The sequence below is a fragment of the Gilvimarinus sp. 1_MG-2023 genome, assembly GCF_030548285.1.
Genome location: NZ_JAUOSC010000001.1, coordinates 631,315 through 657,137, shown reverse-complemented (window position 1 = coordinate 657,137; position 25,823 = coordinate 631,315). Strand labels below are relative to the sequence as shown.

Annotated in this window: 22 protein-coding genes; 13 read left to right on the top strand and 9 right to left on the bottom strand. The window is 51.1% G+C overall.

Going from position 1 to position 25,823, the window contains the following annotated elements; all coding sequences use genetic code 11:
* Positions 1 to 121 precede the first annotated feature (121 nt).
* Positions 122 to 1,120, bottom strand: a complete 999-nt coding sequence (locus tag Q4563_RS02870) for an NADP-dependent oxidoreductase (RefSeq protein ID WP_303603524.1) — start codon at positions 1,118 to 1,120, stop codon at positions 122 to 124.
* 563 nt (positions 1,121 to 1,683) lie between these two features.
* Here Q4563_RS02870 and Q4563_RS02865 point away from each other — a divergent pair.
* A complete protein-coding gene (locus tag Q4563_RS02865) occupies positions 1,684 to 3,684 on the top strand; it encodes a chondroitinase-B domain-containing protein (RefSeq protein WP_303603523.1) in 2,001 nt (666 codons plus the stop codon).
* 273 nt (positions 3,685 to 3,957) lie between these two features.
* Here the strand turns inward: Q4563_RS02865 and Q4563_RS02860 are convergent, their stop codons facing one another.
* Together Q4563_RS02860 and Q4563_RS02855 are read right to left on the bottom strand one after the other, a co-directional pair.
* Positions 3,958 to 4,332 carry a glutathione S-transferase N-terminal domain-containing protein gene (locus Q4563_RS02860; RefSeq protein ID WP_215977749.1) on the bottom strand — a complete coding sequence of 125 codons (375 nt, stop codon included), beginning with the start codon at positions 4,330 to 4,332 and terminating at the stop codon, positions 3,958 to 3,960.
* Positions 4,333 to 4,494: 162 nt separating this feature from the next.
* Positions 4,495 to 5,259: a haloacid dehalogenase type II gene (locus Q4563_RS02855; protein ID WP_303603522.1), complete on the bottom strand. Its 765-nt coding sequence runs from the start codon at positions 5,257 to 5,259 to the stop codon at positions 4,495 to 4,497.
* Positions 5,260 to 5,806: 547 nt separating this feature from the next.
* Here Q4563_RS02855 and Q4563_RS02850 point away from each other — a divergent pair.
* From Q4563_RS02850 to Q4563_RS02830, 5 genes are all read left to right on the top strand, one after another.
* Positions 5,807 to 7,354, top strand: a complete 1,548-nt coding sequence (locus Q4563_RS02850; protein ID WP_303603521.1) for a DUF4856 domain-containing protein — start codon at positions 5,807 to 5,809, stop codon at positions 7,352 to 7,354.
* Positions 7,355 to 7,425: 71 nt separating this feature from the next.
* On the top strand, positions 7,426 to 8,646 hold the full coding sequence (locus Q4563_RS02845) for an imelysin family protein (protein ID WP_303603520.1): 1,221 nt from the start codon (positions 7,426 to 7,428) through the stop codon (positions 8,644 to 8,646).
* The gene (locus Q4563_RS02840; RefSeq protein ID WP_303603519.1) at positions 8,639 to 10,849 is read left to right on the top strand and encodes a TonB-dependent receptor family protein; all 2,211 of its coding nucleotides are present in this window, start codon (positions 8,639 to 8,641) and stop codon (positions 10,847 to 10,849) included. The genes Q4563_RS02845 and Q4563_RS02840 overlap by 8 nt, the downstream gene beginning before the upstream one ends.
* Complete coding sequence (locus Q4563_RS02835) at positions 10,849 to 11,778, top strand: sterol desaturase family protein (RefSeq protein ID WP_303603518.1); 930 nt, start codon at positions 10,849 to 10,851, stop codon at positions 11,776 to 11,778. Before Q4563_RS02840 ends, Q4563_RS02835 begins: the two co-directional genes overlap by 1 nt.
* 149 nt (positions 11,779 to 11,927) lie before the next feature.
* Positions 11,928 to 12,179, top strand: coding sequence for a GlsB/YeaQ/YmgE family stress response membrane protein (locus Q4563_RS02830; RefSeq protein ID WP_303603517.1), 252 nt, complete (start codon positions 11,928 to 11,930; stop codon positions 12,177 to 12,179).
* 233 nt (positions 12,180 to 12,412) lie between these two features.
* Here Q4563_RS02830 and Q4563_RS02825 read toward each other — a convergent pair whose 3' ends face one another.
* The 3 genes from Q4563_RS02825 to Q4563_RS02815 form a co-directional block, all read right to left on the bottom strand.
* The gene (locus Q4563_RS02825; protein WP_303603516.1) at positions 12,413 to 13,150 is read right to left on the bottom strand and encodes a siderophore-interacting protein; all 738 of its coding nucleotides are present in this window, start codon (positions 13,148 to 13,150) and stop codon (positions 12,413 to 12,415) included.
* Between the two features lie 4 nt (positions 13,151 to 13,154).
* The gene (locus Q4563_RS02820) at positions 13,155 to 13,610 is read right to left on the bottom strand and encodes a MarR family winged helix-turn-helix transcriptional regulator (RefSeq protein ID WP_303603515.1); all 456 of its coding nucleotides are present in this window, start codon (positions 13,608 to 13,610) and stop codon (positions 13,155 to 13,157) included.
* A gap of 131 nt (positions 13,611 to 13,741) precedes the next feature.
* Positions 13,742 to 15,016 carry an O-acetylhomoserine aminocarboxypropyltransferase/cysteine synthase family protein gene (locus tag Q4563_RS02815; protein ID WP_303603514.1) on the bottom strand — a complete coding sequence of 425 codons (1,275 nt, stop codon included), beginning with the start codon at positions 15,014 to 15,016 and terminating at the stop codon, positions 13,742 to 13,744.
* Positions 15,017 to 15,247: 231 nt separating this feature from the next.
* On the opposite strand from Q4563_RS02815, the gene Q4563_RS02810 reads away from it, so the two are divergent.
* Positions 15,248 to 17,266, top strand: a complete 2,019-nt coding sequence (locus tag Q4563_RS02810; protein WP_303603513.1) for a TonB-dependent receptor domain-containing protein — start codon at positions 15,248 to 15,250, stop codon at positions 17,264 to 17,266.
* A 169-nt stretch (positions 17,267 to 17,435) separates the two neighbouring features.
* Here Q4563_RS02810 and Q4563_RS02805 read toward each other — a convergent pair whose 3' ends face one another.
* Positions 17,436 to 17,744 carry a hypothetical protein gene (locus tag Q4563_RS02805; RefSeq protein ID WP_303603512.1) on the bottom strand — a complete coding sequence of 103 codons (309 nt, stop codon included), beginning with the start codon at positions 17,742 to 17,744 and terminating at the stop codon, positions 17,436 to 17,438.
* A gap of 31 nt (positions 17,745 to 17,775) precedes the next feature.
* Positions 17,776 to 18,333: a PilZ domain-containing protein gene (locus Q4563_RS02800; protein WP_303603511.1), complete on the bottom strand. Its 558-nt coding sequence runs from the start codon at positions 18,331 to 18,333 to the stop codon at positions 17,776 to 17,778.
* Positions 18,334 to 18,433: 100 nt separating this feature from the next.
* Here Q4563_RS02800 and Q4563_RS02795 point away from each other — a divergent pair, with 100 nt between their 5' ends.
* The 3 genes from Q4563_RS02795 to Q4563_RS02785 are packed head-to-tail and all read left to right on the top strand — an operon-like array spanning position 18,434 to position 21,615.
* On the top strand, positions 18,434 to 19,684 hold the full coding sequence (locus Q4563_RS02795) for a lipoprotein-releasing ABC transporter permease subunit (RefSeq protein WP_303603510.1): 1,251 nt from the start codon (positions 18,434 to 18,436) through the stop codon (positions 19,682 to 19,684).
* Positions 19,677 to 20,390 carry a lipoprotein-releasing ABC transporter ATP-binding protein LolD gene (lolD, locus tag Q4563_RS02790; protein ID WP_303603509.1) on the top strand — a complete coding sequence of 238 codons (714 nt, stop codon included), beginning with the start codon at positions 19,677 to 19,679 and terminating at the stop codon, positions 20,388 to 20,390. Before Q4563_RS02795 ends, lolD begins: the two co-directional genes overlap by 8 nt.
* Positions 20,383 to 21,615 (top strand): lipoprotein-releasing ABC transporter permease subunit, encoded by a 1,233-nt coding sequence (locus tag Q4563_RS02785; RefSeq protein WP_303603508.1) that lies wholly within the window; start codon positions 20,383 to 20,385, stop codon positions 21,613 to 21,615. The genes lolD and Q4563_RS02785 overlap by 8 nt, the downstream gene beginning before the upstream one ends.
* Before the next feature lies 1 nt (position 21,616).
* On the opposite strand, the gene Q4563_RS02780 is transcribed toward Q4563_RS02785, so the two are convergent.
* A complete protein-coding gene (locus tag Q4563_RS02780; RefSeq protein WP_215977734.1) occupies positions 21,617 to 22,144 on the bottom strand; it encodes a DUF2062 domain-containing protein in 528 nt (175 codons plus the stop codon).
* Between the two features lie 138 nt (positions 22,145 to 22,282).
* Here Q4563_RS02780 and Q4563_RS02775 point away from each other — a divergent pair, with 138 nt between their 5' ends.
* The 3 genes from Q4563_RS02775 (at position 22,283) to Q4563_RS02765 (ending at position 25,820) form a co-directional block, all read left to right on the top strand.
* A complete protein-coding gene (locus tag Q4563_RS02775; RefSeq protein ID WP_303603507.1) occupies positions 22,283 to 24,556 on the top strand; it encodes a DNA internalization-related competence protein ComEC/Rec2 in 2,274 nt (757 codons plus the stop codon).
* Positions 24,557 to 24,750: 194 nt separating this feature from the next.
* Positions 24,751 to 25,380: a MotA/TolQ/ExbB proton channel family protein gene (locus tag Q4563_RS02770; RefSeq protein ID WP_215977732.1), complete on the top strand. Its 630-nt coding sequence runs from the start codon at positions 24,751 to 24,753 to the stop codon at positions 25,378 to 25,380.
* Between the two features lie 14 nt (positions 25,381 to 25,394).
* Positions 25,395 to 25,820: an ExbD/TolR family protein gene (locus Q4563_RS02765; RefSeq protein WP_215977731.1), complete on the top strand. Its 426-nt coding sequence runs from the start codon at positions 25,395 to 25,397 to the stop codon at positions 25,818 to 25,820.
* Positions 25,821 to 25,823 lie beyond the last annotated feature (3 nt).

Below are 25,823 nucleotides of genomic sequence, written 5' to 3'. Positions count from 1 at the left end.
TTACAAAAAATAGTCAGGCAGCAAATAGGATAGGTGCAGAGTGATAAATTTCTTTCACAAACTCTTTACCCACCCCTTGAGTTAACATTGCTCTAAATGTAACCTCTTTAAATCAAAATCCTTAAAGCTTAACCATTAACTTCCCTTTGTTTTCGCCGGAAAAAAACAGGTTCAAACCATCAACGGCACTAACTAAGCCTTCAAGCACATGAGCGCGATACTGAATTTTACCCGATTGTACATAGGGCATTAACTGTTGAATCAGTGCTGGGGCATCTTGCAAATGGTCTGGCATGGCGAAGCCCTGAATGCTTAGGCGCTGTTTAATAACGGTAATCCAGTTCGGGCCTGGCCGTGGCTGCTCGGCTTGGTAATCAGCAATCATTCCGCACACCACTATTCGGCCGTGGGTGTTCATACGGTTAAAGATTACCTCTTGAATGGGGCCGCCGGTGTTCTCAAAAAAAACGTCGATTTTATCGGGAGTTAAAGCCTCTAATTGAGCCGCTAGATTGTCGGTTTTATAGTTGATGGCGCCGTCAAAACCTAGATCATTGACGATCCAGTCAGCTTTTTCTTCACTGCCTACCACGCCAATCACTCGCAAACCGCAAGCTTTACCCAACTGACCGACAATAGACCCGACTGAGCCGGCCGCTCCGGTCACCACCAAGGTTTCACCGGACTTGGGTTGGCCGATGTTGAGTAACCCTTGCACCGCTGTTAGTCCAGGTAACGAGAGTACGCTTAAAGCCATTTCTTCGTTAAGGCCAGGTTGCAGCTTAGTCAGTCCTTGACCGTTACTGATAGCGTATTCGCACCAGCCCATCATTCCCATAACGCGCTCGCCTTGAGCAAAGTCTGGATGCTTAGAGGCGATCACTTCACCGATGCCATTACTGCGCATTACCTCGCCCAGTGTCACCGGTGGTATGTAGCTGTCATGGTCGTCCATCATCCAGCCGAGCATGGCGGGGTCTAGTGACATATAGGTTTGCTTAATTAGCACTTCACCCTCTTGTGGCTCGGGCGTGGTGGTTTGCACCACATCAAATAGATCGGGCCCAATAGTGCCTTGCTCGTAATAGTGTTTCAGTTGAATTTCGGTGTGCTTGGTCATAGTGCCTCCAGTGTAAGTAATGTCTCGCCTCTGTTTTATCGGTGGCTTATCTCTTTTAATGTAGGCGAGGCTGATAAGCTTCAACCGGCTTTACATAAGTTTGTTGTTAAGGGCGTTACTGGTTATAACCATGAGCTTGACGGTGTAGAGAGGAGGGTGCCGTAAAGAGCAGATGCTGTGCTGGTTTGGGAGTGCATCAAATGCGGTGTACTGGAGTAGGATTAGGATAAAGCTGTCTATACGCTGTACAACTTTATCCCATATCAGTATTTCACTCTCTATCCCGTAGGCTAGAAATCAATAAAAACACGCTATAGGCTAGAGTTTGATTTGCCACCAAGGGCAGTAGCAAGATAGTATGCCGTCGTACACTCCAATTAATAGTCGTGTAAGTCAACAGTTGTCTGGCTAACCGAACTTCATCACTAGATAACTCGACTTACCAGCCAGCATAACGGCAGGAGAGCGGCTACCGTGTAGAGCGATTTTCGTCATCCCTTATGGGTAGACGTACTAATCTTCAGAACCAATAAATCTAAGTATTTCTGGGAGAATAAACTGTTATGTCACGCACCCTTGGTTTAATGAGCCGCCAGGCGACACTTGCCCTCGCGTTGGCCGGTCTTACCGCTTGTGGCGGTTCTAGCAATGATGATGTCACCCCGCCTACCAGCTCGTCCAGTGTAAGCTCGGTGGTCTCAAGTGTATCGAGCTCTAGCTCATCGATTTCATCCAGTAGCTCCTCTAGTAGTAGCTCATCCAGTGATAGCTCTGCTGCGCCAATGAGCGCCACGGCCAGTGCCGATGATGGTAATGAAGCAAGTAATGTTTTAGACGGCGACCTCAATACCCGCTGGTCGGCTGAAGGGGTAGGGCAGTGGTTGCAAATTGATTTGGGCGCTGAGCAGCAAATCGGCAGTATCAATATTGCTTTCCACAATGGTGATCAACGCAATACTTTTTTTGATATTCACACCAGCGAAAACGGCAACACTTGGTTAGCCGTACTCGAGGGTGGTGCTAGCTCTGGCACCAGTAACGATTTAGAGACCTTCGCGCTCGCCGAAACAGATGCCCGCTACATACGCTATATCGGTAAAGGCAACAGTTCCAGCGATTGGAATTCCGTAACCGAAATTACCGTTAGCGAGTCCGGAGCCAACGGCAATAGCCCGACGACGCCTAGCAGCTCTAGCAGTTCTTCCTCCAGTGAAAGTTCGTCATCTTCAAGCGAGGGCTCCTCTTCCTCGGTTATTCCACCTTCAGGTGGCGGAACGACAACCTATAATACCCCAGCTGACGATGTGGGTGATGTGTTGGCAGGGGCCGCTGCCGGCGATGAAATTGTGGTAACCAGTTCGGGTGAAATCTCCATTAAAAATATGAATTTCAGTGAGCCGGTGCTCATTCGGGCAGAAACTACCGGTGGCATTACTCTGGACAACGCGGCAATTCAAAATAGTAATAACATTATTTTGCAGGGTTTTGTTTTTGGGCCGAATGACGAAAGCACATATCTAAAGATTGTGAACTCCACCAATATTAAGATTCTTCGTAACGTGTTTGACCACACTGATATGCAAGAAAACCAAACGTCTTTGGTGACCACGCAGGCAAGTGAAGATATTGAAGTTGGTTACAACGAGTTTCGTGGCAAGAATCAAATGTTTAATAGTGATGGTGAAAAACTGACGGGCAGCTACATCAAAACCCAGTACGATGAGCCGGAAATGACCAAGCGCATGCATATTCATCACAACTATTTCCGAGATATTTTGCCGTACCTGGAGGAGGGCGAGGATACCCCAGCGGGTGATTCGGATCGTGAAGTTATGGCGATGGGTATTTCTGACTCACAAGACGTTGTGACCAACAATATTGTGGAGTACAACCTGTTTGAGAACACCGATGGTGAAAATGAAATTATCACGGTAAAGACCTCGAACAACACTTTCCGCTACAACACCTTTAAAAACTCTATGGGCTCTTTGTCTTTCCGTTTGGGCTCCAACAACGAAGCCTACGGTAACTATTTCTACGGTGAAGGCGCGAGCAGTACCTGGGAAGACGATAACTACCAGACCGGTGGTATTCGCGTCTACGGTAGTGGCCATCGAGTTTTTGATAATTACATGGAGAACTTAACCGGTGAAAGCTGGCGCCGTCCGATTCTTATCGATTCAGGTGATACTTCTAACAGCAGCGGCGGTGATGGTCACGAAACCCCGACAATGATCGAGGTTTATAACAATACTATCGTCAACAGTGTTGGTGGTGGTATTCATATCGGCAGTGATAATTACGGCAACATGCCGAGTAATATCTCCATTGACGATAACGTGGTAATGGGTAACTCAGGTATTCTGTTTAACAACCACGCCAATAAGGCGTCTAACGATTGGTCTGGCAACGAGGCTTATGCAACCGGTACCGCGATTGCGGTTGGTGGCGGTGCACTGGGCGCCTCGGAGGTTATGGTGCTAGGCAGTGAGCCCACGATTGATGCCCCGACTCCGTTAACCGCCAGTGATGTTGGCCCTAATGCGCCCGAAGCGACACCTTAAGCCCGCTCGTTAGGGGTTATTTTAAAGCCGGCCTTATAGGCCGGTTTTTTTGTGCCCGGACAAAGGCGTTGGGAGCAGAGTGTAGTATTTGAAGTAGACACTGAAATGCACTACGTACAATTGCACTTCAAGCGTGAAAGCGGATCGACAGGTAAAACTGGCCCATTTTCTGTAAACCCGATGTGAGACAATAAATGGGCACGAGGGTAGAGATTGTGCAGTATTTTCTGGCTTACATTAACGGCGTGCTAAAACCGATTGGTAACAAGGTGGCTAGCCAAATCTAGATTCCAGGTACGCAATAATATCCGATGATTCATACATCCAGCGGATGTCTCCATCGCCCTCATCAATTCGTAAGCAGGGAACTTTTACCCGGCCGCCACCTTGGGCCAACTCATCTCGGTGGGGGCTGCCGGCTTGTGTGTCGCGCAATTGCATGGGCAGGTTGAGGCGATGCAGTGTGCGCCGGGTTTTAATGCAAAAAGGACAGGCAAAGAACTGGTACAGGGCCAGGTTGTTTAGCTCACTATTGACAGTGGCTTGGGCCTCGGGGCTACGCTTAAGTTTACGTGGGAGGGTGAGCCAGCTAATAAAGGCAATAATACTACCTAAGCCAACGCGCAGCAGTTTTACGAGCAATTTCATACCTGTTCCTAGGGTCGATGGAAGATGGGTGCGAAGCCTAACGCGCTTTGCTTAACTTTTAAAGTGGCGGGGGATAGTTGTATAAAGAATAAACGCCGGAACCAACAATGGAGCCACCCTTAGAGCGGGGCTCCAGATTGCAGCCGGCGCCTGTGCGGTGATTTATTTTTCGAAAATAGCCGCCAGTTCTTGGATGTTGTTGACAATATAATCTGGCTTTTGCGCTAACGGATAGAGTGCCTTACCTGGTCGGGCAACAAAGGCTGTTTGTAAGCCCGCTTTGGCGGCACCGGCGATATCCCAGCCGTGCGCGGCGACCATCAGTGCTTCTTGTGGTTCTATACCCAGTTGCTCGAGGGCCCAGTGGTAAGCTCGAAGGTCGGGCTTATAGATTTGAATATCTTCGATACTGTAGCGATTGTCGAAATAATCCGTAAGCCCGGCATTGGCAAACTGGGTCTTAACCCCGTTATTGGAGGAGTTGGTGAGGCTGACAATTTTAAAACCCTGAGCTTTTAGGCTTTGCAGGCCCGACTTGACATCCGGGTGGGCGGGTAAGCTCAGCAGAGGTTCCACAATGGCGGTTTTAGCGTTTTCGGCGCTCAGCTCAATATTGTTGTTTTGCGCCACCATCAGCAGCGATGCGACACCAATTTGACCAAAATCGTGGTAATCACCAGTGGTGGTAGTCACCAGCGAGTTATGCAGCATGGTAGAGAACCAAAGCGGAAGAAGCTCATCGCGACCGCCGAGTGCTTTGCCCACTGACGCTCGCATAGACGTTAAGTCCAATAAGGTTTCGTTAACATCAAAAATAATAACTTTGGGCGTTGGTGTGGCTGGTTGCTCGGATTGAGCCATAGCGGTGCCTCCTATCAGTGCACTGATAAACACGAACAATACAGTCAGTAATGGGGTTTTACTCATTTGCGGATACCTATTGCAATGATTGACGTTAACGTTGGCCTATAGAGGCGTCTATTCTAGGCGAGTATTCAGTTTTGATCGCCAGAGTGAGAAGCGACATTAGCAGTTTGCGCCACCGCAGAGAAGGGACAGTGGCATGAGGAGGCCGATTTTGCAGGATTGTCCCCGTGTGTCGACTAATGCTGGCATAAAATTTCAGCGCCTTGACTCCCATTCCGAGCTAGACATCGTAAGTTCAGGTCCGCGGCTTTGGTCATTCTCACTTATTGTCGTGTGTATTGCTACAAGACATCGCCAAGCAGGCGGCTTTGCGTCACACGGCTTTTGCTCCTACTTATTGCCTACGGCTCGTTCATCATTACGCGTGCTTACAGAACAAGCATACCCGCAGGTATTGCTGATAGGGCTTTCTTATTTGGTATAAATTTACACTTCTAAACTGTTTGCGATTGCATCTCATTTGGGTTAAGGTGCGCATCAGTAGTTAATGAGAATCAAAATCAATGACATCTGTTAGGTTTTGTACAAAATCATAAAAGGGAGAACTATGAAAGGTTTACGTTTACTTACAGTCTTACTTATCTTGTCGGTGAATTTGGTGTTGGTCGCCTGTGGTGGCGGTTCCAGTAGTGACCCGGAACCTGTGGCTGAGGTTCCCGACCCTGATAATGGCAACACTGTCGATGAGCCAAGCAGTGGCGACGAAGGTAACGATCAGGCCCCGAGCGCTTATCAATTTAGTAATGCACAGAGCGAAGATACGGTGTCCTACACAGGCCAAACTAAGCGCCAAATTCTGATAAGCGATATGGTTGCAGAAATGGCTGGGCTAACGGAGGACGCTGCGGCGGATGTAGAAGCTCAGTTGAATTTCTATTTTCGCTACGATGCTGCGACCTCTGATGACTTAGTGCCGGCGTTTGCCCTTGACGGTGAGAGTTTGCTGCCACAGAACGACGCCAGCCAATTTACCTATGGTGCGATTGCCGGCGGTAAAGACTTGGTGGGTAAAATCGCTGGTGGTGACGGTGCAGGCGGCGGCGAGACTGGCACCTTAGTCAATGACTTCTTTGGTTGGCAAGCCGGTATGGATACCGATCCGCTGCCGGTCGAGTTGGTAGATTACCTAATCGCAGAACTTGCCACTGATGTTACCGACGGCGTAACGCCGCAGATTCCTACAGTGACCGGTGATGTTCCGCTCGATACTGTTACAGTGAGTGCACAAGGTTTAGATTACGCTCAGCTAATTCAAAAGTTCTTGCTGGGCGCGGTTAGCTTTTCACAGGGAACCGGTGATTACTTGCAGTCTGATTTTGCCAATATTCTGGATTCAGAAGAAGGCTACACTTACACCAATGCCGAGCATAAATGGGACGAAGCTTTTGGTTATTTTGGTGCGGCGCGCGATTATGCCGATTACACCGATGCTGAGCTTCGTGCCTCTGCCGGTCGCGTCGATTATGAAAACGGCTATCACGACACCAATGGTGATGGCTTAATTGATATCCGCAGTGAATACAACTTTGGTAACTCAGTAAACTGTGCCAAACGAGATGTCGGCACGGCAGGCAACCCCAACCCCACCGACTTTACTCAAGAAGCCTTTGACGCCTTTGTGGCCGGTCGTCATATCTTAGCTCAAGCTTCTGCTGCGGGTGAAATGACAACTCAGAAACAAAACGAGCTTGATATACACATTAGTACGGCGGCGGTGGTATGGGAAAAGTGTATTGCCGCTACGGTTGTGCATTATATCAACGATGTGATTGCCGATATGGGTGAATTCGAAAATGGTAAATTCGCCAGCCTAGACAACTTTAAAAACCTCGCCAAACACTGGGGTGAAATGAAAGGTTTTGCTCTGGGTTTACAGTTTAGCCCCGAGTCACCTTTTGCCATCAACCAAGATAGTGTGGATAGTTTGCGCTTAATTTTGAACGGTATGGGTGATGCCCCTGTTCTGGCGGACGGCACTCAAGCTGGGGTTGCTTTTAGCGGTGGCACAGACGAGTACATCGAAGATTTAACCCATATCCGCAACTTACTGCGTTCGGCTTATGGTTTTGATGAGGAAAACGTCGAAAGCTGGTAAAACCGGTAAAGCCTATCAGAATACGGCGAGGGCAAAAGCTCTCGCCTTTTTGCGTTTAAGGAGAGTAGAAGGTGACTGTAAAACCTATTTTGATGAGCTGTCTATTGAGCCTACTTTTGGGTGGCTGTGCCGGTGAAGGTGACAGCAACCAACAGGCAGGACAAGAAATTGCCGAGTTCGATTACACTCAAATGCTGGCGAGTTATGTCGATGACATCATCGTTCCACAGCTGTCTCAAAGTCGTGCGAATGCACAAAAGTTGGCCGACGATATAGCTCAATATTGTGTGGCAGACTCAGCCAGTATGGCCTCCAGGCTAGACGACGCTCGTGCGCAATGGCGCAACACTATGTCCAGCTGGCAGCACGCGGAGTTGTTTCAGGTCGGCCCGGCGGCAATTAATGGCGGAGCATTGCGCAATCGAGTTTATGCCTACGCTAGCAGCGCCTCTTTTTCTAGCTGTGCCGTGGACCAATCTGTGGTCTTAGCCCAAGGGAATAGTTTTGATCTGACCTCTCGTTCCTTTAATTCGCGGGGCTTAGCGGCGATTGAGTATCTGCTTTTTAATGACTCTCTCGCTCACACATGCCCTGCGCAAATTCCACAAACTCAAGGCTGGAATGAACGCGCTGAAGCTGATCGTCAATTAGAGCGTTGTCAGTACGCACAGCTACTCGCGGAAGACGTAGAGGCAGGCGTGGCTGAGTTGGAGCAAGCGTGGCGCTGCGACGCTGGAGATTATCGCTATGAGTTTATTCTGCCTGCCAATCACGAGGCGTCGTTAAAGGCTTTATCCGATGCATTGTTTTACATTGAGCTTGCCACTAAAGACGCCAAGCTCGGTGTGCCACTGTCTATTCATCTCGACTGCTCGGCGCAAGCGTGCCCCGACGCTGTCGAGTCGCCTTATGCTCAAATCTCTAACGATAATATTCACAGCAATCTTGTGGGCTTTAAGCGCGCCTTTAATGGAGAGGCTCTCGGCTTTGCCGATATTATTCGCACCGAGGGTTTTGCCGATATTGCCGATGCGTTTAATCAAGACATTGATGCCGCCATCGACTTAGTCCAATCAATCAATGAACCACTGCTGGCACAAAGTGAGCGAATATTGGCAATGGGTGGTGAAGTCGAGTGTCTAAATGCCGCTGCCAATCCCGAGGTTAATTCTGCCTACCCAGCGTGTCAGCTGCATGGTTTGTTAAAGCGCATTACCGATCGTTTGCGTACCGATTTTATTACCATTGTGAATTTGGATTTACCGGACAGGGGGCAGTCTGACAATGATTAAACCAACCCGTTTAAGTGCATTGGCACTGTGTGTATTGACGCCTGCGGTACAGGCGCAACAACTCCCTGAACCGATGCCATTGATTGAAGAAATGCTGGTGACCGGTGGTCAAGAGGCTGTGCGTACAAGCACCGGCTCCGCCAGTTATATCGATAAAACTTCTATTGCCGAATTTGATACCACGGATTTGGGTGATCTAATGGCACAGGTGCCAGGGGTTTATATTCGTCAAGAAGACGGCTTTGGGCTGCGCCCGAATATCGGTATCCGCGGTGCCACTGCGGAGCGCAGTCAAAAAATTACCCTGATGGAAGATGGTATATTGATAGCGCCTGCGCCGTATTCCGCGCCGGCGGCTTACTATGTGCCTAATGTAAACCGTATGAATGCGGTTGAGGTGTTTAAAGGCCCGGCCGCCATTGTGTATGGCCCCCATACCGTGGGCGGCGCGATTAATATGGCAACCGCGCCGCTCGCCACCGAGCGCAGTGGTGAGCTCTCTCTCGCGGCCGGTGACTACGGCTATCATAAAGAACGTTTACGCTATAGCGATGGTGTCGGTCAGTGGCAGTTTGCTATTGATGGGCTGCGTTATGGGGCCGATGGCTTTAAGCAACTCGATGGCGGTGGCGATACTGGTTTTATACGCAATGACATCAATGCCAAATTAGGCTGGCACTCGGCGGCCGGCGCCGATATTAGTCAGAGCCTCGTGATCAAGCTTGGCTACGCCGACGAAACCTCCGATGAAACGTATTTGGGCACCACCGATGCAGACTTTGCCGAGAATTCACTGCGCCGTTACAGCGCCAGTACTTTAGACGAATTTACATCCGAGCACAGCCAGCTGCATATTATCCATTCGCTGGATACGGGTAATGTGCAGTGGATTAACCGCGCTTATATCAACCGGTTTGATCGTGCTTGGAATAAGTTTGATGGTTTTCTTCCGGATACCATCGGCGTAGATAACCCCTATGCCGGCGCGCTGGATGCGGGTACTTTGATGTCTAACGCCGAGCTTTTTACCCGCCGCATGGCGATTGTGCGGGGTGAAATCGATTTGCGTGACCGCCTTTCAGAAACCTTAGACATTACCAATAATGCGCGTGAATATGGCTCGTCGGGGGTGGATTCGCAGGTGCACTGGCAAGTGCAAACTGGCACACTTGCCCATAATGTCAAAGTGGGGCTGCGCTATCACCACGACTATGTGGACCGCTATCATCAGGTGGCGGGGTATGTGATGCGCTCGGGTGAATTGGTGTTTGATGGCGTAACTGATCGCCCCGCGAAAGTGATCAATCACGCCCAGAGCGATGCCTTAGCGTTATCCCTGCGTAACGAAATTACCTGGCACAAACTCAAAATTAATATGGGTGCTCGCGCCGAGAAAATTGAGGGCGAGGTGATTGACCATGTGGATGGCAGTCAGGTGAGCAACACCCAGGATGTACTAACCCCCGGTGCGGGTTTTTTCTATGCACTAAGTGACTCGGTGGGTATTTTAGCGGGTATTAATCAGGGCTATTCGCCCGCAGGCCCCGGTGCCGATTCATCGATTGAGCCAGAACAAAGCACCAATGTTGAATACGGTGTTCGCTATAGAGAAGGAGCGTTAACGCTGGATGCCATCGGTTTTTTTAGCGACTATAAAAACTTGTTGGGGCGGTGCCGCGTATCCGATACCGGTTGTGAGGTGGGCGAAGAGTTTAACGGCGGCGCTGTCGAGATTGCCGGTGTGGAGATAACCGCTCGTTACTTAAGCTCTATTAACCAGCGTATTGATGTGCCGTTTAGTTTGGTGTACACCTACAGTGAAAGTGCGTTTCAATCGGATTTTATTTCGGGCTTTTCTCAATGGGGCAGTGTACAGGCTGGGGATGAGTTGCCTTACACCCCAGAGCATCAGCTGCGCCTACAGGGTGCTCTGGAAGCGATCAACTGGCAGTTGTCGCTGGCACTCAATTTTAATGGCGAGATGCGTGAGCAACCCGGGCAGGGAGCGCTTGAGCCCGATTATGCAGTCGACTCTCTCATGACCATTGACCTTTCCGCCCATTATCAATTGAACGAGGCATGGCGGTTAGAGTTAGTGGTCGAGAACATAACCGATGAGCAACAGATTGTATCTCGCCGCCCATTTGGTGCTCGCTCTAATGCGCCGCGCCTTGTGCAAGCGGGTGTGAGTGTTCAATTTTAATGACTAACGAGTTAGCCGCAATTATCCAATCAATGGGCCAGTGGTTACTGGTTCCATTTGGCTATGCGCTGGATGCCGCCAGTAGAATGTACTGGTTATTCTGGTGCAGCGCGCTGGGTATTGCGTTGCTGGTTATTCTATACAGTCAGTGGCGAGATAAAAAACTTCATCTGGGCCGGGCGATGGTGCAGTTATTCTCGCCGCGTCACTGGTGGCGGCGCTCGACCTTGGTGGACCTTGCCTACTTATTTGCCAACAGTTTACTGCGGCTCGGCATCGTCATACCGCTGTTCGGCAGTCATCTGCTGGTCACTTTGTGGGTAACCAGAGGTTTACAATCAGAGCTGGGCAATGCTCCTGAGTTTGCCCTGTCGGGCATGACGGTCGCTGCGCTTTATACCCTGTGCTTTTTTTTGGTGGAAGACTTTAGTCGGTTTGGTCTGCACCGAACCATGCATAAGGTGCCGTTCTTATGGCGCTTGCATCAAGTTCACCACAGTGCGCGCCGCCTTACGCCGCTTACCCTGTTTCGTGTTCATCCGTTTGAGATGACACTTTATTATCTGCGCGGTTTACTCGTGTTTGGCAGCGTAAGCGGTGTATTTGTATATTTGTTTGGCGGCCAGCTAAGTGGTTGGGATATTCTCGGAGTCGATGCTTTAGGTTTTGCGTTTAACTTTTTGGGAGCCAACCTTCGCCACAGTCATATTTGGCTCAGCTTTGGCCGGTTAGAGCGCTGGTTTATCTCCCCGGCCGGGCATCAACTGCATCACAGTCGCTTAAGCGAGCACCGCAATAAAAACTTTGGCACTTGCTTGGCACTTTGGGACAGGCTTTTTGGCAGTCATTTGCCCGCAGAAAAACAAAGGCCAAAAATTGCCTTTGGCCTGTCTCGAAGGCCCATTTTGCGAAAAACCGTACAGGGCTGAAGTGCTGGCCAACGATGGTGTTGGTGGTTGTCGTCCCTGCAGGTTATGGGCGTTCTAGCAACCGTTTATATCGTATTTACAATCCCCGGGGGCTATGGCACTGTTGTTCCTGCAGTCTTGTTATAACAATAATCACAGAGGATTAAGGTATGAGTATTACTGAATTAGCTATTTTTTTAGCCATAGGCGCCATCGCCGGTTGGTTGGCCGGTACTCTTATGAAAGGCGGAGGTTTTGGCATACTGGGTAATATCATTGTCGGTATTATCGGTGCACTAGTCGGAGGCTTTGTGTTTGGTCTTTTGGGGATCACGGCCGGAGGTATCATTGGGGCTATAATCACTTCGACTGTGGGGGCTGTCATACTGCTGGCGCTGATACGGGTTATTAAAAAAGCTTAATCGCCCACAGACTAACGTCATTTAATCTAGTATAGGATTTTTTGATGCGTCAGCGATCGCCGAGTTTTTACTTGATTCACCTTATCGTTACCATCATAACCTAGGCCTGTTTTTTAATGAACGGTCCTATGCGCGGTGGCTTGCCTATCGATAATTCGGTTGCTGAGCGAGAAGCCTTTATTGCGATCAACACAGCCTAGTCTAAGTATAATTTTATCGGCTAACCTGTCGCCTTAGAGCGATAGGTTAGCTTGCTGTTTAGCCCGTTTGTGCCCGTCTTCGTTGTCGCTCAGCTTCCAATAGCTGGATAAATATAGGTGCGTTTTTTCGATTTCGCGTTGGTGTTTAAAATACTGGCGCAGAGCGCGCATGCTGTTGAATTCACACGCGGCCCAAACGGCAACTTTTCCGGGTAGCCAGGGCAGTGTGGCCACCTTATTGAGCAAGGGGTTGCCCTCTGGGTCGGGAGTTGGGTTGATCAGCCAGTGCACCTCGAGCCCGGGCGGGTGGGTTAGGGGTTGTATATCTTCGTTGCAGGGCACCTCGATCACGGCGTATCCCTGTGCGTGGGCCGGCAGTTGAGCGAGGTTGACGTGGAGTGCTGGCAGTGCCGTCATATCCCCCGCCAATAAAAACCAATCGGCATTGTGGTTGATTAATTTTTTGGGGCCGGGGCCTGCTAGCGATAGTCGACTACCGGGCTGCGCCGTGCTGGCCCACTGGGCAGCGGGCCCCGGCGCATCATGCAAGACGAAGTCTATATCAATTTCCCCCGTCCGCTGGGCGCTAACAGTGTAAGTTCGCATCAACGGGGAGCTGCCGGTCTGTGGGAATAACAGCTTAACGTAGGCACTGGCTTGGTTGGCGGGAAAGGCTTCAAGTGCCTGCCCACCGAGCGTTACGCGACGCATATGACGAGAGACTTGCTGGACTCGCTCGACACTCAAGTCAAAGACTGGTGGTTTTGCCATAATATTAATCCCCACACTGGTTGTGATCAGATTCCTCAGCCCCATTTTTTATGATGCGAGCGGAGGTTTGCATAAATTGCTCTAGCGCTAGCGGGTCGATACCACGGGTTAATTGAATGCCGACCCGTTGCTCTATGCGTTGTATTTCATCCAGCAGTTGGTTTCCCGTTAGCGTGAGTGCGAGCAGTTGGCTGCGTTTGTCGTCTGGGTTTGGCTGCTTTTCAATAAACCCAGTGGCAATTAAATCATTCAGTACCCGGGCAACCTGGGCCTTGTCTCGATTGAGGCTAGAGGCAATCGATTTTCCCGTGCTGAGAGGGTAGGCGCGAATACTTTTGAGAGTGCGGATATGAGTGATGGGCAGGGCTATACCCTCAGCCCGAATGTTTTGTACTAGCTGCTTTTTGTAGATATGAATAAGTCGATGAAGGGTGTCGTTTAAAGCAATATTTGTAGTCATCGTCTCGCCCCAATGGTTGACAATGTCAACTATATAAAAGTAAGGTTGATATTGTCAACTATTTTTTCTGAGGAGTGATGGCGAGGAGTGAAAAGATAGCCGGCGCGTTATCTCGCGCCGGCTGCAGAGGGTTAGCTGACTTTTTCTAGTGCTTGATCAATGTCGGCGATAATATCATCGATGTGCTCGATGCCTACCGATAGGCGCACCAAGTCCTCAGAAACCCCGGCCGACTTTAACTCTTCTTCATTGAGCTGGCGGTGAGTGGTGGTCGCTGGGTGGCAAGCCAGAGATTTGGCGTCACCGATGTTGACCAGTCGCAGAATCATCTGCAACGCATCGATAAACTGAGTTCCCGCTTCCTTACCACCCTGAATACCAAAGCTAAGAATGCCGGACGCTTGCCCTTTGGTTATTTTCTGGCTGAGGGCGTGGTAGGGGCTGTCGGTAAGCCCAGCGTAGTTAACCCAGGTTACCTTGGGGTGCGCTTGCAAGTGCTTGGCCACGGCCAGTGCGTTTTCACAGTGGCGCTCCATGCGTAGGCCCAAAGTTTCCAGACCCTGCATGATTAAAAACGCACTGTGGGGCGCTAGGGCAGAGCCCGTATTGCGCAGCGGCACGACACGGCAGCGGCCGATATAGGCAGCTTCACCCAAAGCCTCGGTATAGACCACGTCGTGATAAGAGGGGTCGGGCTCGTTGAGCATGGGGTAGCGCGCTTTGTTGGCCACCCAGTCAAATTTGCCGGAGTCGACAATCATGCCGCCTACCGTGGTGCCGTGGCCGCCGATGTATTTGGTCAGCGAGTGCACCACGATGTCGGCGCCGTACTCGAAAGGTTTGCACAAAAAGGGCGTGGCGACCGTGTTGTCGACAATTAAAACCACGCCGTGCTTGTGGGCGATGTCGGCCAGTTTTTGTAGGTCGACAATATTGCCCGCCGGGTTGCCGATGGACTCGCAAAAAAGCGCTTTGGTTTTGTCGTCGATCAGACTTTCCAGTTTGTCGTAGTCGTCGAACGAGGCCATGCGTACCTCAATACCCTGGCGCGGCAAGCTGTGGGCAAACAGATTGTAGGTGCCACCGTACAGCTGACTGGTACTGACGATATTGTCGCCGGCCTCGGTAATGCATTGAATCGCGTAGGTAATGGCGGCCATGCCCGAGGCGAGGGCCAAGCCGGCAATTCCTCCTTCCATTGCTGCTACGCGTTCTTCTAGCACTGCGTTGGTCGGGTTCATAATACGGGTGTATATGTTGCCGGCGACCTTTAAATCGAATAAATCGGCGCCGTGCTGGGTATCGTCAAAGGTATAAGACGTCGTTTGATATATAGGCGTGGTTGCTGCCTTGGTGGTGGGTTCTGATGTATAGCCACAATGCAGGGCAAGGGATTCGAGTTTCATCGCTGTCTCCGTTTTCCGAAGGGTTATTAGAAGTAGAACGAATGTAGCACACTGCGTTGAGGGGTGGCAGGTGCGTGGCTAAAAGCCCACTTGTATTACGTTTCTTGACGGTTTGTCGGCTCATTAACTGGCGGGCTGTGAAGTCTTACGTCTGGTGCTTGAGATAATTATGCAAATGAGTATAATTATCAGTATCATGTGTTCTTCTATTATCTTAAACGTAGGGTGTCTATGATTACTGTAGGAAAGAAAAGAATTCTCGCCGCGTTTATTGCAGCGCTGAGCGGTGTGTCCGCATCAACTCTGGCCAATGACAGCGAGCTGGGCACCATTGAAACGGTTACCGTGGTCGGGCAGGCAACCAACTTTGAGGTCACCTCGGAGCAATTAGAGTCCTATCAGGCGAACGATTTGTCAGATGTGTTCCGTTTGACGCCTTCGGTCAATGTCGGCGGTTCACTCGGAATCGCGCAGAAAATCTATGTTCGCGGCCTGGAAGATAACTACGTTAACGTCACTGTCGACGGTGCGCCCCAAGCTTCAACCCTGTTTCATCATATTGGCCGGGTTAGCATCGACCCCAATCTGTTAAAGCAGGTGGATGTTCAAGCGGGCGCCGGCGAGGCGAGCAGTGGGGCCGGAACCATTGGTGGTGCGATCCGCTTTAAAACGAAAAGTGTTGACGACCTGCTAGCGAGCGATGAATCCTTTGGCGGCAAACTCAGTGCCAGCCATTTCACCAATGCCGGCGAGCAGTACAATGTCAGTCTCTATGGCCGTCTGACCGACGATTGGGGTTTACTGGGTTATTACAACGACACCAGCCGCGACAATTTTGAAGACGGTAATGGCGACGAGGTATTGGGCACAGCATCCGACCAAAATATGGGCTTTGTGAAACTCAGCGGTGCGATTGGCTCGAACCAAAATCTTTCCTTGAGTTATGAAACCCGTGAGGAAGAGGCGATGTTCAGCAGCCGCCCCAATTGGCACGTACAGCCCGATGAGCTGTTGTACCCGAGCAAGGCCGAGCGCGACACTGTTGTCGCTAATTATGCGCTACACCAGGGGCCGGCGCTAAACCTTGAGGCCACGCTATACGATACGGTCTCATCCTTTAAAGGTGGCCGCTTCGATTGGTATACCGAAATTGCTACGTTTGGTTTTGATCTGAGAAATACCACCGAAATAGGCGATCATCGCCTGACCTATGGTGTTGATTATCGCGATGACCAGGTCGATAGTGGCGACCCTTTGTATGCACAAGAGAAGGGTGAAGTGCTCGGCGCTTATGTTCAGGCTTACTCGCAAGTCACTGATCAGTTGTTACTAAGCTATGGCGTTCGCTACGACAACTATGAATTCCAACAGCAGGTGCTGGCCGGGGCCGCGGGCGAGCCGGGTGAATTTGAAGACTCGGATGTCAGCTTCAATGCCGGCCTATTGTATGAAGTGACTCAGCATTGGGCGCTGGGTTTGAGTTACGCTGAAGCCTTTCGAGGCAAAGAAATTGGCGATGGTTTTACCATTGAAACGCCTGAAGCGGCAGGTTCTCCCTTTGCTGAGGATATCGTCGGTGAAACGGTCAGTAATGTGGAAGCATCGGTGGAGTACACGGGGTCAAACTTGAATGCAAAATTAGCGATTTTCGATTCGGAAATTGAAAACGCTATGTTTGATCAACTCTACGGCGGCCCGTTCTACGACAATGCGGGCACGGTAAACACCAGTGGCGTTGAGTTCGATCTCGGTTACGTTTTGGGTGATTTCTATGCTCATATGGGTTACTCCAATGTCGACTCCGAGTTCGACCCCAAAGCGGGCTTTTATACGCAAGACTTTGGCACTATTCATTTAAGTGCCTATGAGTTTAGACATTTGGGTAATTCCCGCGGTGACACTTGGAACCTGGGTTTGGAGTACAGTCCGGTAGAGAGTTTTAAAGCGGGGTTTAACATCGGTTACGTTGACGATTTAACCATCGGTACACTTTATCAAGATTTTGATGCAGGTTGGTTGCCCTCACTCTATGAATTAGAAAAGGAAGGCTATACCACAGTTGATCTGTTTGCCGAGTGGGAAGTTGTTAATGGCTTGAGCCTTAATGCCGCTATCATCAATGTGTTTGACGAGCATTACCGCGATCACTCCAGTGTGGGGGATTATTCAGCGGTAGAGGGTTATGGCTTGGTGGTTGGTCCTTGGGAGGCGGGGCGTGATATCCGGCTGTCGGTCAACTATAGCTTTTAACTGGGTAGGGCACAGATTCAGACTTTGAACTGGTGACCACTGTTACCAAACTCAAAAAGCATGAGCAATGTTCTCGAGCGTTCAGCGCTCAAATAAAAAAGGCGACCTATTGAGTCGCCTTTTTTATTTGCCGATATTGTGAACCTCATCGGTTTCTAATAACGATGCTCTATCTGCTGGTGAGCTTGGGGGTAAATTTTACCACTGAGTGAATTACCCAGTTATCTTCAAAGTAGACCACAAAATCTGAATACTCCCAGCGGTAAATAGCGGGCTCGCCAGTTGGCCCCGATTTGTACTCGGGTTCACCAAACGCTTGCTCGACGGTGTCTTTGGTTTGACCGGTGGTTGGGGTTTTCAGCTCGGCTTGCTCGGTTTGCTGGCCGATAGGTATTTCCACTACGTCGGCACTGACATTGGTGCTTGTGATAAAAGTTGCTATCAATGAAAGCAGCAAAGCGCTATACCGGTGTTTCATCTGGCGTCTCCTAAACGTTAAAGGGGCGCGGTCAAGATTTGCTGCTGCGGATGGACTCCATCTGGGATCGCATAATCTGCTGGCTAATCTGTTGACGTTGCGCGCTGTTTTCGTACCTGAATTCTGCCGCAAGTTGGTAGCCTGTGTCTGGATCTGGTTCACATCGTGTTACTTGGCCGTGTAAGGCAATTGCCATGGTAGGGTGGCTGAAGATCACCATCAGGGCGACCCAGTCACCCACTTGGGCAGGGGTGGAGTAGGCGAAACTGATGCCGCCTTCACTGAGTGTTGTGGTGTGGTAGCTACCTAATTCCTCGGCACTGCTGGTTAGGCAGTACATCGCCAGTACATCGATCTTGCGCGATAAAACGTGCAGAAACTCGCCCAAGGCACGATCACTGACTTTGATTTGCTGCTGTAGCTGCATGGCATCGCCATCGAGCTTTTTAAGTTCGGCCATGGTGCGCAGCACTGGGCTGGCAGAAAAATGACTGGCAGGATCAGCCTGCTCTGTGGGTTTACCCGCTAGGGTTGCCATATTGATACTGGCCTGTACTTCCATTCGGAAGTATTCGCGACGTTCTTTCACTGTTATCTCTCCGCCAACACGACACCGGTTATCTCACAATAGCACAGCCTGCCAAGCGGCGTCTCTTGTGATAGTGCCGCCATTAAGGTTAAATGCGCGAATGTTAAAAAACGTCCCTCTAATGATCGGCTTGCGTTATATCCGTGCTAAGCGCCGCACTCAATTTATCTCTTTCGTCAGTGGCTTCTCGTTGCTGGGGATGGCTTTGGGCGTGATGGCGCTGATTGTGGTGCTTTCGGTAATGAATGGCTTTGACCGGGAAATGAAATCCCGCGTCTTGCAAGTGGTTCCACACGGCTTTATTGAGCAACCAAACGGAATAGACGATTGGCAGGCGCTGCGTCAAAACGTCTTGCAGCACCCCGATGTTGTGGGTGCGGCGCCCAGTATTAATGGTTATGCCCTGGCCAGTAGCGCAAGACGCACCACGGGAATTGAGTACGCCGCTGTAGAGCCGACCTTACAGCCCGAGGTGTCACAAGTAGCGCGCAGTATGATTCTCGGGGATTTGGAGCAGTTGCAGCCGGGGCGTTTTGGTATTGTGCTTGGGGTGTTGTTAGCCCGTCAGCTCGGGGTGATGCCCGGCGATAAAGTCACCGTCACCTTGCCTGAGGTACGCATCACCCCGGCAGGTGTCTACCCAAGGGCAAAACGGTTCGAGGTGATAGGTGTGTTTGAAGTCGGAGCGCCGGTGGACCAACGCATGGCTTTGTTGCATTTGGACGACATGCAGCGTTTGTTGCGATTAAGCGCACCCACTGGGCTGCAAGTAGAGGTAAACGATATCTATCAGACGGGGCGGGTACTGGCTCAATTGCAATCGGAAATGGCCACAGACCTGCAACAAAATATGACGCTAACCGACTGGAGTCACAGTCAAGGCAGTCTGTTTCAAGCGGTTAAAATGGAAAAAATGATTGTAGGGATTTTGCTCAGTACCATAATTGCCGTGGCCGCGTTTAATATCGTCTCTTCTTTGGTGTTAATGGTGTCCGACAAGCGCTCCGATATTGCCGTCTTACGCACTATGGGGCTGACCTCAGGGCAAGTCATTAAGATTTTTATGGTGCAGGGGGTAGGCGTAGGGCTTTTGGGTATCACCATTGGTGGTGTCTTGGGTGTTCTGGTTGCGCTCAATATCAGTGCTCTGGTCAGTGCGATTGAGACCATGGTGGGGCTTAAAGTATTCGACCCCAGTGTTTATTTCATCAGTGAAATACCCTCACAGTTGTACCTGTCAGATGTATTTATTATTTGTCTGGCGGCTTTTATTTTGAGTTTGCTGGCAACCTGTTACCCCGCTTGGCGGGCCGGACAAATACAACCTGCAGAGGCTTTGCGTTATGAGTAATTCACCGGTGCTTATGTGTCGATCTGTGGCGAAAACTTATCGCCAGGGGCCAGAGGCGGTGTCTGTTTTACAGGGCGTTGATTTGGCCATTGAGCGCGCCGAGCGGGTTGCCATTATCGGTGCTTCGGGTTCGGGCAAATCAACTTTACTGAATATTTTGGGCGGTTTGGATACTCCGGATACGGGAGAGGTGAGTGTGGCGGGGCAAAACTTGTCCGGCCTGAGTGATAATGCCCGCGGGCGGCTGCGCAATCAGGCGTTGGGTTTTGTCTATCAGTTTCATCACTTGCTGCCCGAATTTACCGCGCTGGAAAACGTCGCCATGCCATTGGTGATTGGCAAGCTGAGCCCAGCCCAAGCCCAAGAGCGTGCCCGGGCTATGTTAGCAAGTGTTGGGCTGGAGTCCCGGGTCGGTCACAAACCATCGGCACTCTCCGGCGGTGAAAGACAGCGCGTTGCGATTGCCCGAGCGCTGGTCACAGAACCTGCCTGCGTACTCATGGATGAGCCAACCGGTAATCTCGATACTCATACCGCAGCGGATATACAGGCGTTAATCAAATCGCTGAACACTCGCATCGGCATCAGTTTTATTATTGTGACTCACGATCTAAACCTGGCCGCGCAAATGGATCGTACCCTGACCTTGCACGAAGGGACATTGACTGCAACCCCCTCAGCCACTCAGGTCGAACAGAGTGTTTAATCGGTTTACAGTAAAGGTGGGTGCTCGTTACGCCTTGGCCAGAGGCGGCAGTCATTTGGTGAGTTTTATCTCCCGCATGTCGGTGGGCGGGCTGATTATCTCGGTGGCTTTGCTGATTACTGTATTGTCAGTGATGAATGGCTTTGACCGCGAATTACGCGAACAAATTCTGCAATTGATGCCCCAGGGTACTATCTATAATTACAGTGGGATCAAAAACCCGGGCGCTGTTATGGCGCAAATAGAAGATCACCCAGAAGTCGTTGCCAGCGCCCCTTATGTCAGTCTAGAGGGGTTAATGAATGCGCGCGGTAAAGTGGTGCCGGTACAGGCGTTTGGGGTAGTACCTAAGCAGGAGCGGCTAACGTCTACCATCGATAAATTTTTGCGCTTAAAAGCACTTGATGCTCTCGCCGATGATCCACGAGCGGTTATTTTAGGCGGCGCTCTAGCTCAACAATTAAGTCTTGATGTGGGCGGCCGGCTCACGTTAATTGTACCGCGCGGTGGTGCTCGCGGCGCGCCCAATACTGTGGCTTTAACTGTAGTCGATATATTTGACTCCGGCACAGAGGTTGATCAACACCTCGCCCTGATGAATTTAATGGCGGCTTCAAAGCTAACTTTGCATCCAGGGATGGTCAGCGGTATTCGTTTTACCGTTAAAGATTTATTTAAAGCCAACCAAACGGTTCTTGATCTTGCCGCGCAATTGCCGGTGGGCTATTACGGCCGCGACTGGATGCGCACTCACGGCGATGTTTACCAAGCCATTCAAATGTCAAAAAAGCTGGTGGCTTTATTGCTGCTGCTACTGATTGGTATTGCTGCGTTTAATTTAATTGCCACCTTGGTTATGGTGGTGGTGGATAAAGAATCGGACATAGCTATCTTGCGTACTCAAGGTGCACGCCGTGGTGATATTGTCGGTATTTTTGTGGTACAGGGGGCGATCATTGGTTTATTGGGAACGGTTATCGGTGCGCTCTTAGGGGTTGCTTTGTCGCAGGTTATTACCTCGGCGGTGGCCGGCTTAGAGCGGCTAACCGGCATTCAGTTTTTGCATTCGGATGTGTATCCAGTCAGCTACCTACCTTCACAAATTTTGTGGCAGGACGTTGCTTACATTTGTGGCTCAGCGGTGGTGTTGAGTGTGGTGGCTAGCATCTATCCAGCGCTAAAAGCGGCGCGAATTGAACCGGCCCAGGCCTTGCGGTACGAATAGTTTATTGTTCGCGGTTTTGACGTGTGCGTTTGCGTTGCTCCCAAGCGCGCACGACATGCCAGCGCCAAAACAATTGCATCGCTATATAGCTGGCCCCACCTAACACCAGGCCGGTTAAAATCGAGCCCAGCATCAAGGGTTTCCAAATCAGTGAAAACTCCTCTAGCAGCCAAGCCCAATTGTGTTCCGATGTTCGTTCGAGCGGGGGCGCATCCAGTATCCAGCGGCCCAGTTGGTAGGTGGCAAAGAAAACCGGCGCGTAGGTCAAAGGGTTGGTGATCCACACCAACGCGAGGGTAATAGGCATATTGCAACGCACCCAAAGGGCGCACAGGGCTGCAAGCACCATCTGTCCTGGAAGCGGCAGAAATGCAAAAAACACCCCAAAAAAGAAGGCCAGCGAAACCGAGTGACGGTTTAAGTGGAACAGATTAGGGTCGTGGAGCAGGTCGCCTAAAAACTGCAGGGCTGGTTTTTCTTTGAAGGCGGCAGGGTCAGGTAGATACCGTCTTATTACCTTGCGAGCCATATAGTTACTTCTTCACCTCAAAAGTGCGCGCATTTTACCCGTAAATGTGTCGGGTCGCTATCTCTCATTGCCGATAACCGCATAACTGAGCAACCCTTGCTACACTGAAGGCACAAAACCCCGTATTCAAGGATGAATATGTATTTATTTGCCATCGCCTTTACCGCAAGTTTACTCGCCATTGCCTTGGCGCCCCAATTACCCCCGTTGATCGGTATTTATCTCGCTGTGCCCATCGCGTTAATGCTTGCCTGGCGTTACCGCTCAGCCCGTCCTGCGTTGCTGGGATTGAGTTTAGGTTTGGTATTAGCGGTGTGGCACGGGTTACAGTTAACGGCCAACCTTTTGCCGAATCACCTGGCCGGGCAAGATATCACGCTACAAGGACATTTAGTCAATGAGGCTGAACGTCAAGGGCGGCGCTGGCGTTTTGATTTGCAAACGCAAGCCCCCGGGTTGCCACAGCGCTGGCAGCTTAGTTGGTATGGCGCTCCCGATTGGCTGGCGCGTCTGCCAGCGGGGGCGCCTTTGGAGTTGGTGGTGAGGGCTAAGCCGCCGCGCAGTTTTTTAAATCCGCAGGGGTTTGACTACAAACTCTGGCAGCTGCGCCGTCAGGTAGGTGCAGTGGGTTATGTGCGCAATGGAATATCACTTAGGGGGGCTGCACAAGCGGCGACATCTTCTTCCCCGCGCGATTATTTACGCCAATGGTTGGCTCGGGCAGAGGTTAATAACGACGATGTGTTGGCAGCGCTATTGGTGGGGGATCGCTCGGCCATTAGTGATGAGCGGTGGCAGTTATTTCGCGCCACCGGCACCAATCATTTAATGGCAATTTCTGGTTTGCACGTCGGTTTAGCCGCGGCTATCGGTTATTTCCTGGGCGTGTGGTTGGGCCGATGTTTGAGCCTTGTTTGTCCGTGGCCTGCGGTGTATATGGCTTTTGCCGGTGGTGCACTGCTGGCTATCGTCTACAGCGCTTTGGCAGGTTTTGCGCTGCCCACTCAGCGGGCCCTGGCTATGCTGTTGCTATTTTATTTCTGGCGCTGGCGCGGTATGCCACTGTCGGGCATGCAGGTCTTGGCTGGAGCTCTGATCATTGTGGGTGTGTTGGATCCCCTTGCGGTGCTGGATGCGGGGCTGTGGTTATCATTTATTGCTGTATTTAGTCTGTTGTTGATGTTTGCTGGGCAAAAACCGATTGTCCGCCGGCGCTGGATCCCTTGGGTTGGCTCGCAGTTGGCAGTTTTTGTCGCATTATTGGTGCCCTTGTTATTGTTCTTTGGTGAATTTTCACTGGTGGCACCGCTGGCAAATATTGTTGCGATTGCTTTGGTGAGTGTGTGGGTGGTGCCCTTATTGTTTGCCGCAGCTGTCTGTTCGTTTGTATGGCCCGCTGCGGCTTACGGGCTGTTGCAAGGGGCAGATTTAGGCTTGCAGGTACTCTGGTGGTGGCTGGAGCATTTAGTGGCGATAACGAAGTGGTTCGGCGCAGCGGCGACTCTGCGCCTGCAGTTGGCTGACGGCGCGCTAATTCTGTTGGCACTGGGGTGTTTGTTATTGCTTCTGCCGGTGGGTTTGCGCTTTAGGAGCTTGGCTGTGCTTTTGGTTAGTTCGGCTTTATTCCTGCCACCGGCACGGCCACCTGGTTTTGCCATGACGGTATTGGATGTGGGGCAGGGCTTGGCCGTGGTGGTGCAGTCGCAACAGCAAGCGTTGGTATACGACACTGGCCCTTGGTTTGGGGAAAATTTCAATGCCGGGGCAGATATTGTGACCCCTTATATTCGCAGTCTGGGTTTGTCGAGTGTGGAGCTTTTGGTGGTGTCGCACCATCACAGTGACCACGCCGGTGGGGCGGCGGGGCTGCTCGAAGAGTTGCCTGTCTCAAGGTTGATAATTGGCGAGCCCTTGCAGTATTTGCAGGCCGCTGATAGTGGGCGGGCAGAGCGCTGTGATGCCGAACAATCTTTGCAACTGGGTGAGTTAGACGTTGAGATACTGTCGCTGCCCGAGCAGCACGGCGCGCAAGGAAATAACGCCTCGTGTATTGTCCTGTTGCAGTGGCGCGGTTATCGAGTGTTGTTGCCAGGCGATGCCGAGGCGGCACTGGAGCCTGCTTTAGCGGCAAAGGTGGGTGCGGTTGATGTGGTCGTCGCGCCGCATCACGGCAGTCGCAGCTCTTCCAGTGCTGCGTTGGTAGGTGCATTGCAACCAAATTATGTTGTGTTCTCGGCAGGCTTTGCCAATCGCCACGGTCACCCGCATGAGGATGTGGTGGCGCGTTACCGGCGCGCGGGGGCCCACTTACATAATACCGCCACCGATGGGGCAGTGATTGTTACGGGCACGCCGCAGGGGGAACTTATCATTCGCGGGCAGCGTCAAATGGCGCAACGATATTGGCGTTGAAGTTTGCCGAGCAAGTGTGAACCGGCGCTATAACCCATTGGCCTCGCGCCTTAATTGGCAAATTTTTAGGCCCAACAGTCGGCATCTAATTAGTGTTAACAGGCCCTAGGACTGTGGTAGTCTACCGCCTTTACTAATTGACGCCCCGAATTGTACAACGGGCAATAATAAAACCATTGAAGAGGGTTTGCTGAGTGTTTGAAGTGATTGCCGCTGGCGGTTGGTTAATGCTGCCGATCATTCTATGTTCAATCGCCGTTGTGGCAATCAGCGCTGAGCGCTACTGGAGTCTCAACCCCAATAAAATTGCACCGCGCCATCTTTTGGCACAGGTGTGGGGTTGGATTAAAAACAATGAACTCAATGCCGAGCGCTTAAAAGAGTTAAAGCAATCGTCGCAGCTGGGTGAAATCTTATCGGCTGGGCTTTCCAATTCGCGCTACGGCCGAGAGATCATGAAAGACTCCATCGAAGAGGCCGCCAATAAAGTGATCCATGAGCTGGAGCGCTTTATCGGCATACTGGGCACGATTGCCGCGGTTACTCCACTGCTCGGGCTTTTGGGTACGGTACTGGGCATGATCGAGGTGTTTAACGCGATTATGCTGCAGGGTACGGGCAATGCCGGTGTGCTTGCCGGTGGTATCTCGCAGGCGCTGATCACCACCGCTGCGGGTTTGTGTGTCGCGATTCCCGCCATGATTTTCCATCGCTATTTTCAGCGCCATATCGACTCGCTGGTTGTGACCATGGAAGAAGAGGCCATTAAGTTGGTTGATGCCTTGCACAGCGACCGTCGTGTCGACGTCAAAACCAAAAGCTGAGCGGGGAAAGCATAGTGCAGTTTCGCAGACAGTCGCGTGATGAAGACTCTATTAACCTCACACCATTGATTGATGTGGTTTTTCTGTTGTTGATTTTCTTTATGGTGTCGACCACCTTCACCAAAGAAACCCATTTAGAATTGGATCTGCCGGAAGCGGTGGGTGCACCAGCACCAGAGGTTAGCGAACCTTTGGAGATCATTATCAGTGCCGAAGGCGGCTATGCCATCAACGGTCAAGCTTTGGTGAACAACCAGTCGGCGACTTTGAGTGCAGCACTGAGTGAGGTGTCCGGTGGGGATACCGAGCAGCGTATTATCATTACCGCCGATGCCAAGGCCGCCCACGAGAATGTGGTGCGGGCAATGGACACCGCCGGTCAGTTGGGGTTTTCTAATCTCAGTCTCACTACACGTCGCCCAGAGGGCAGCGCCGAATAAACT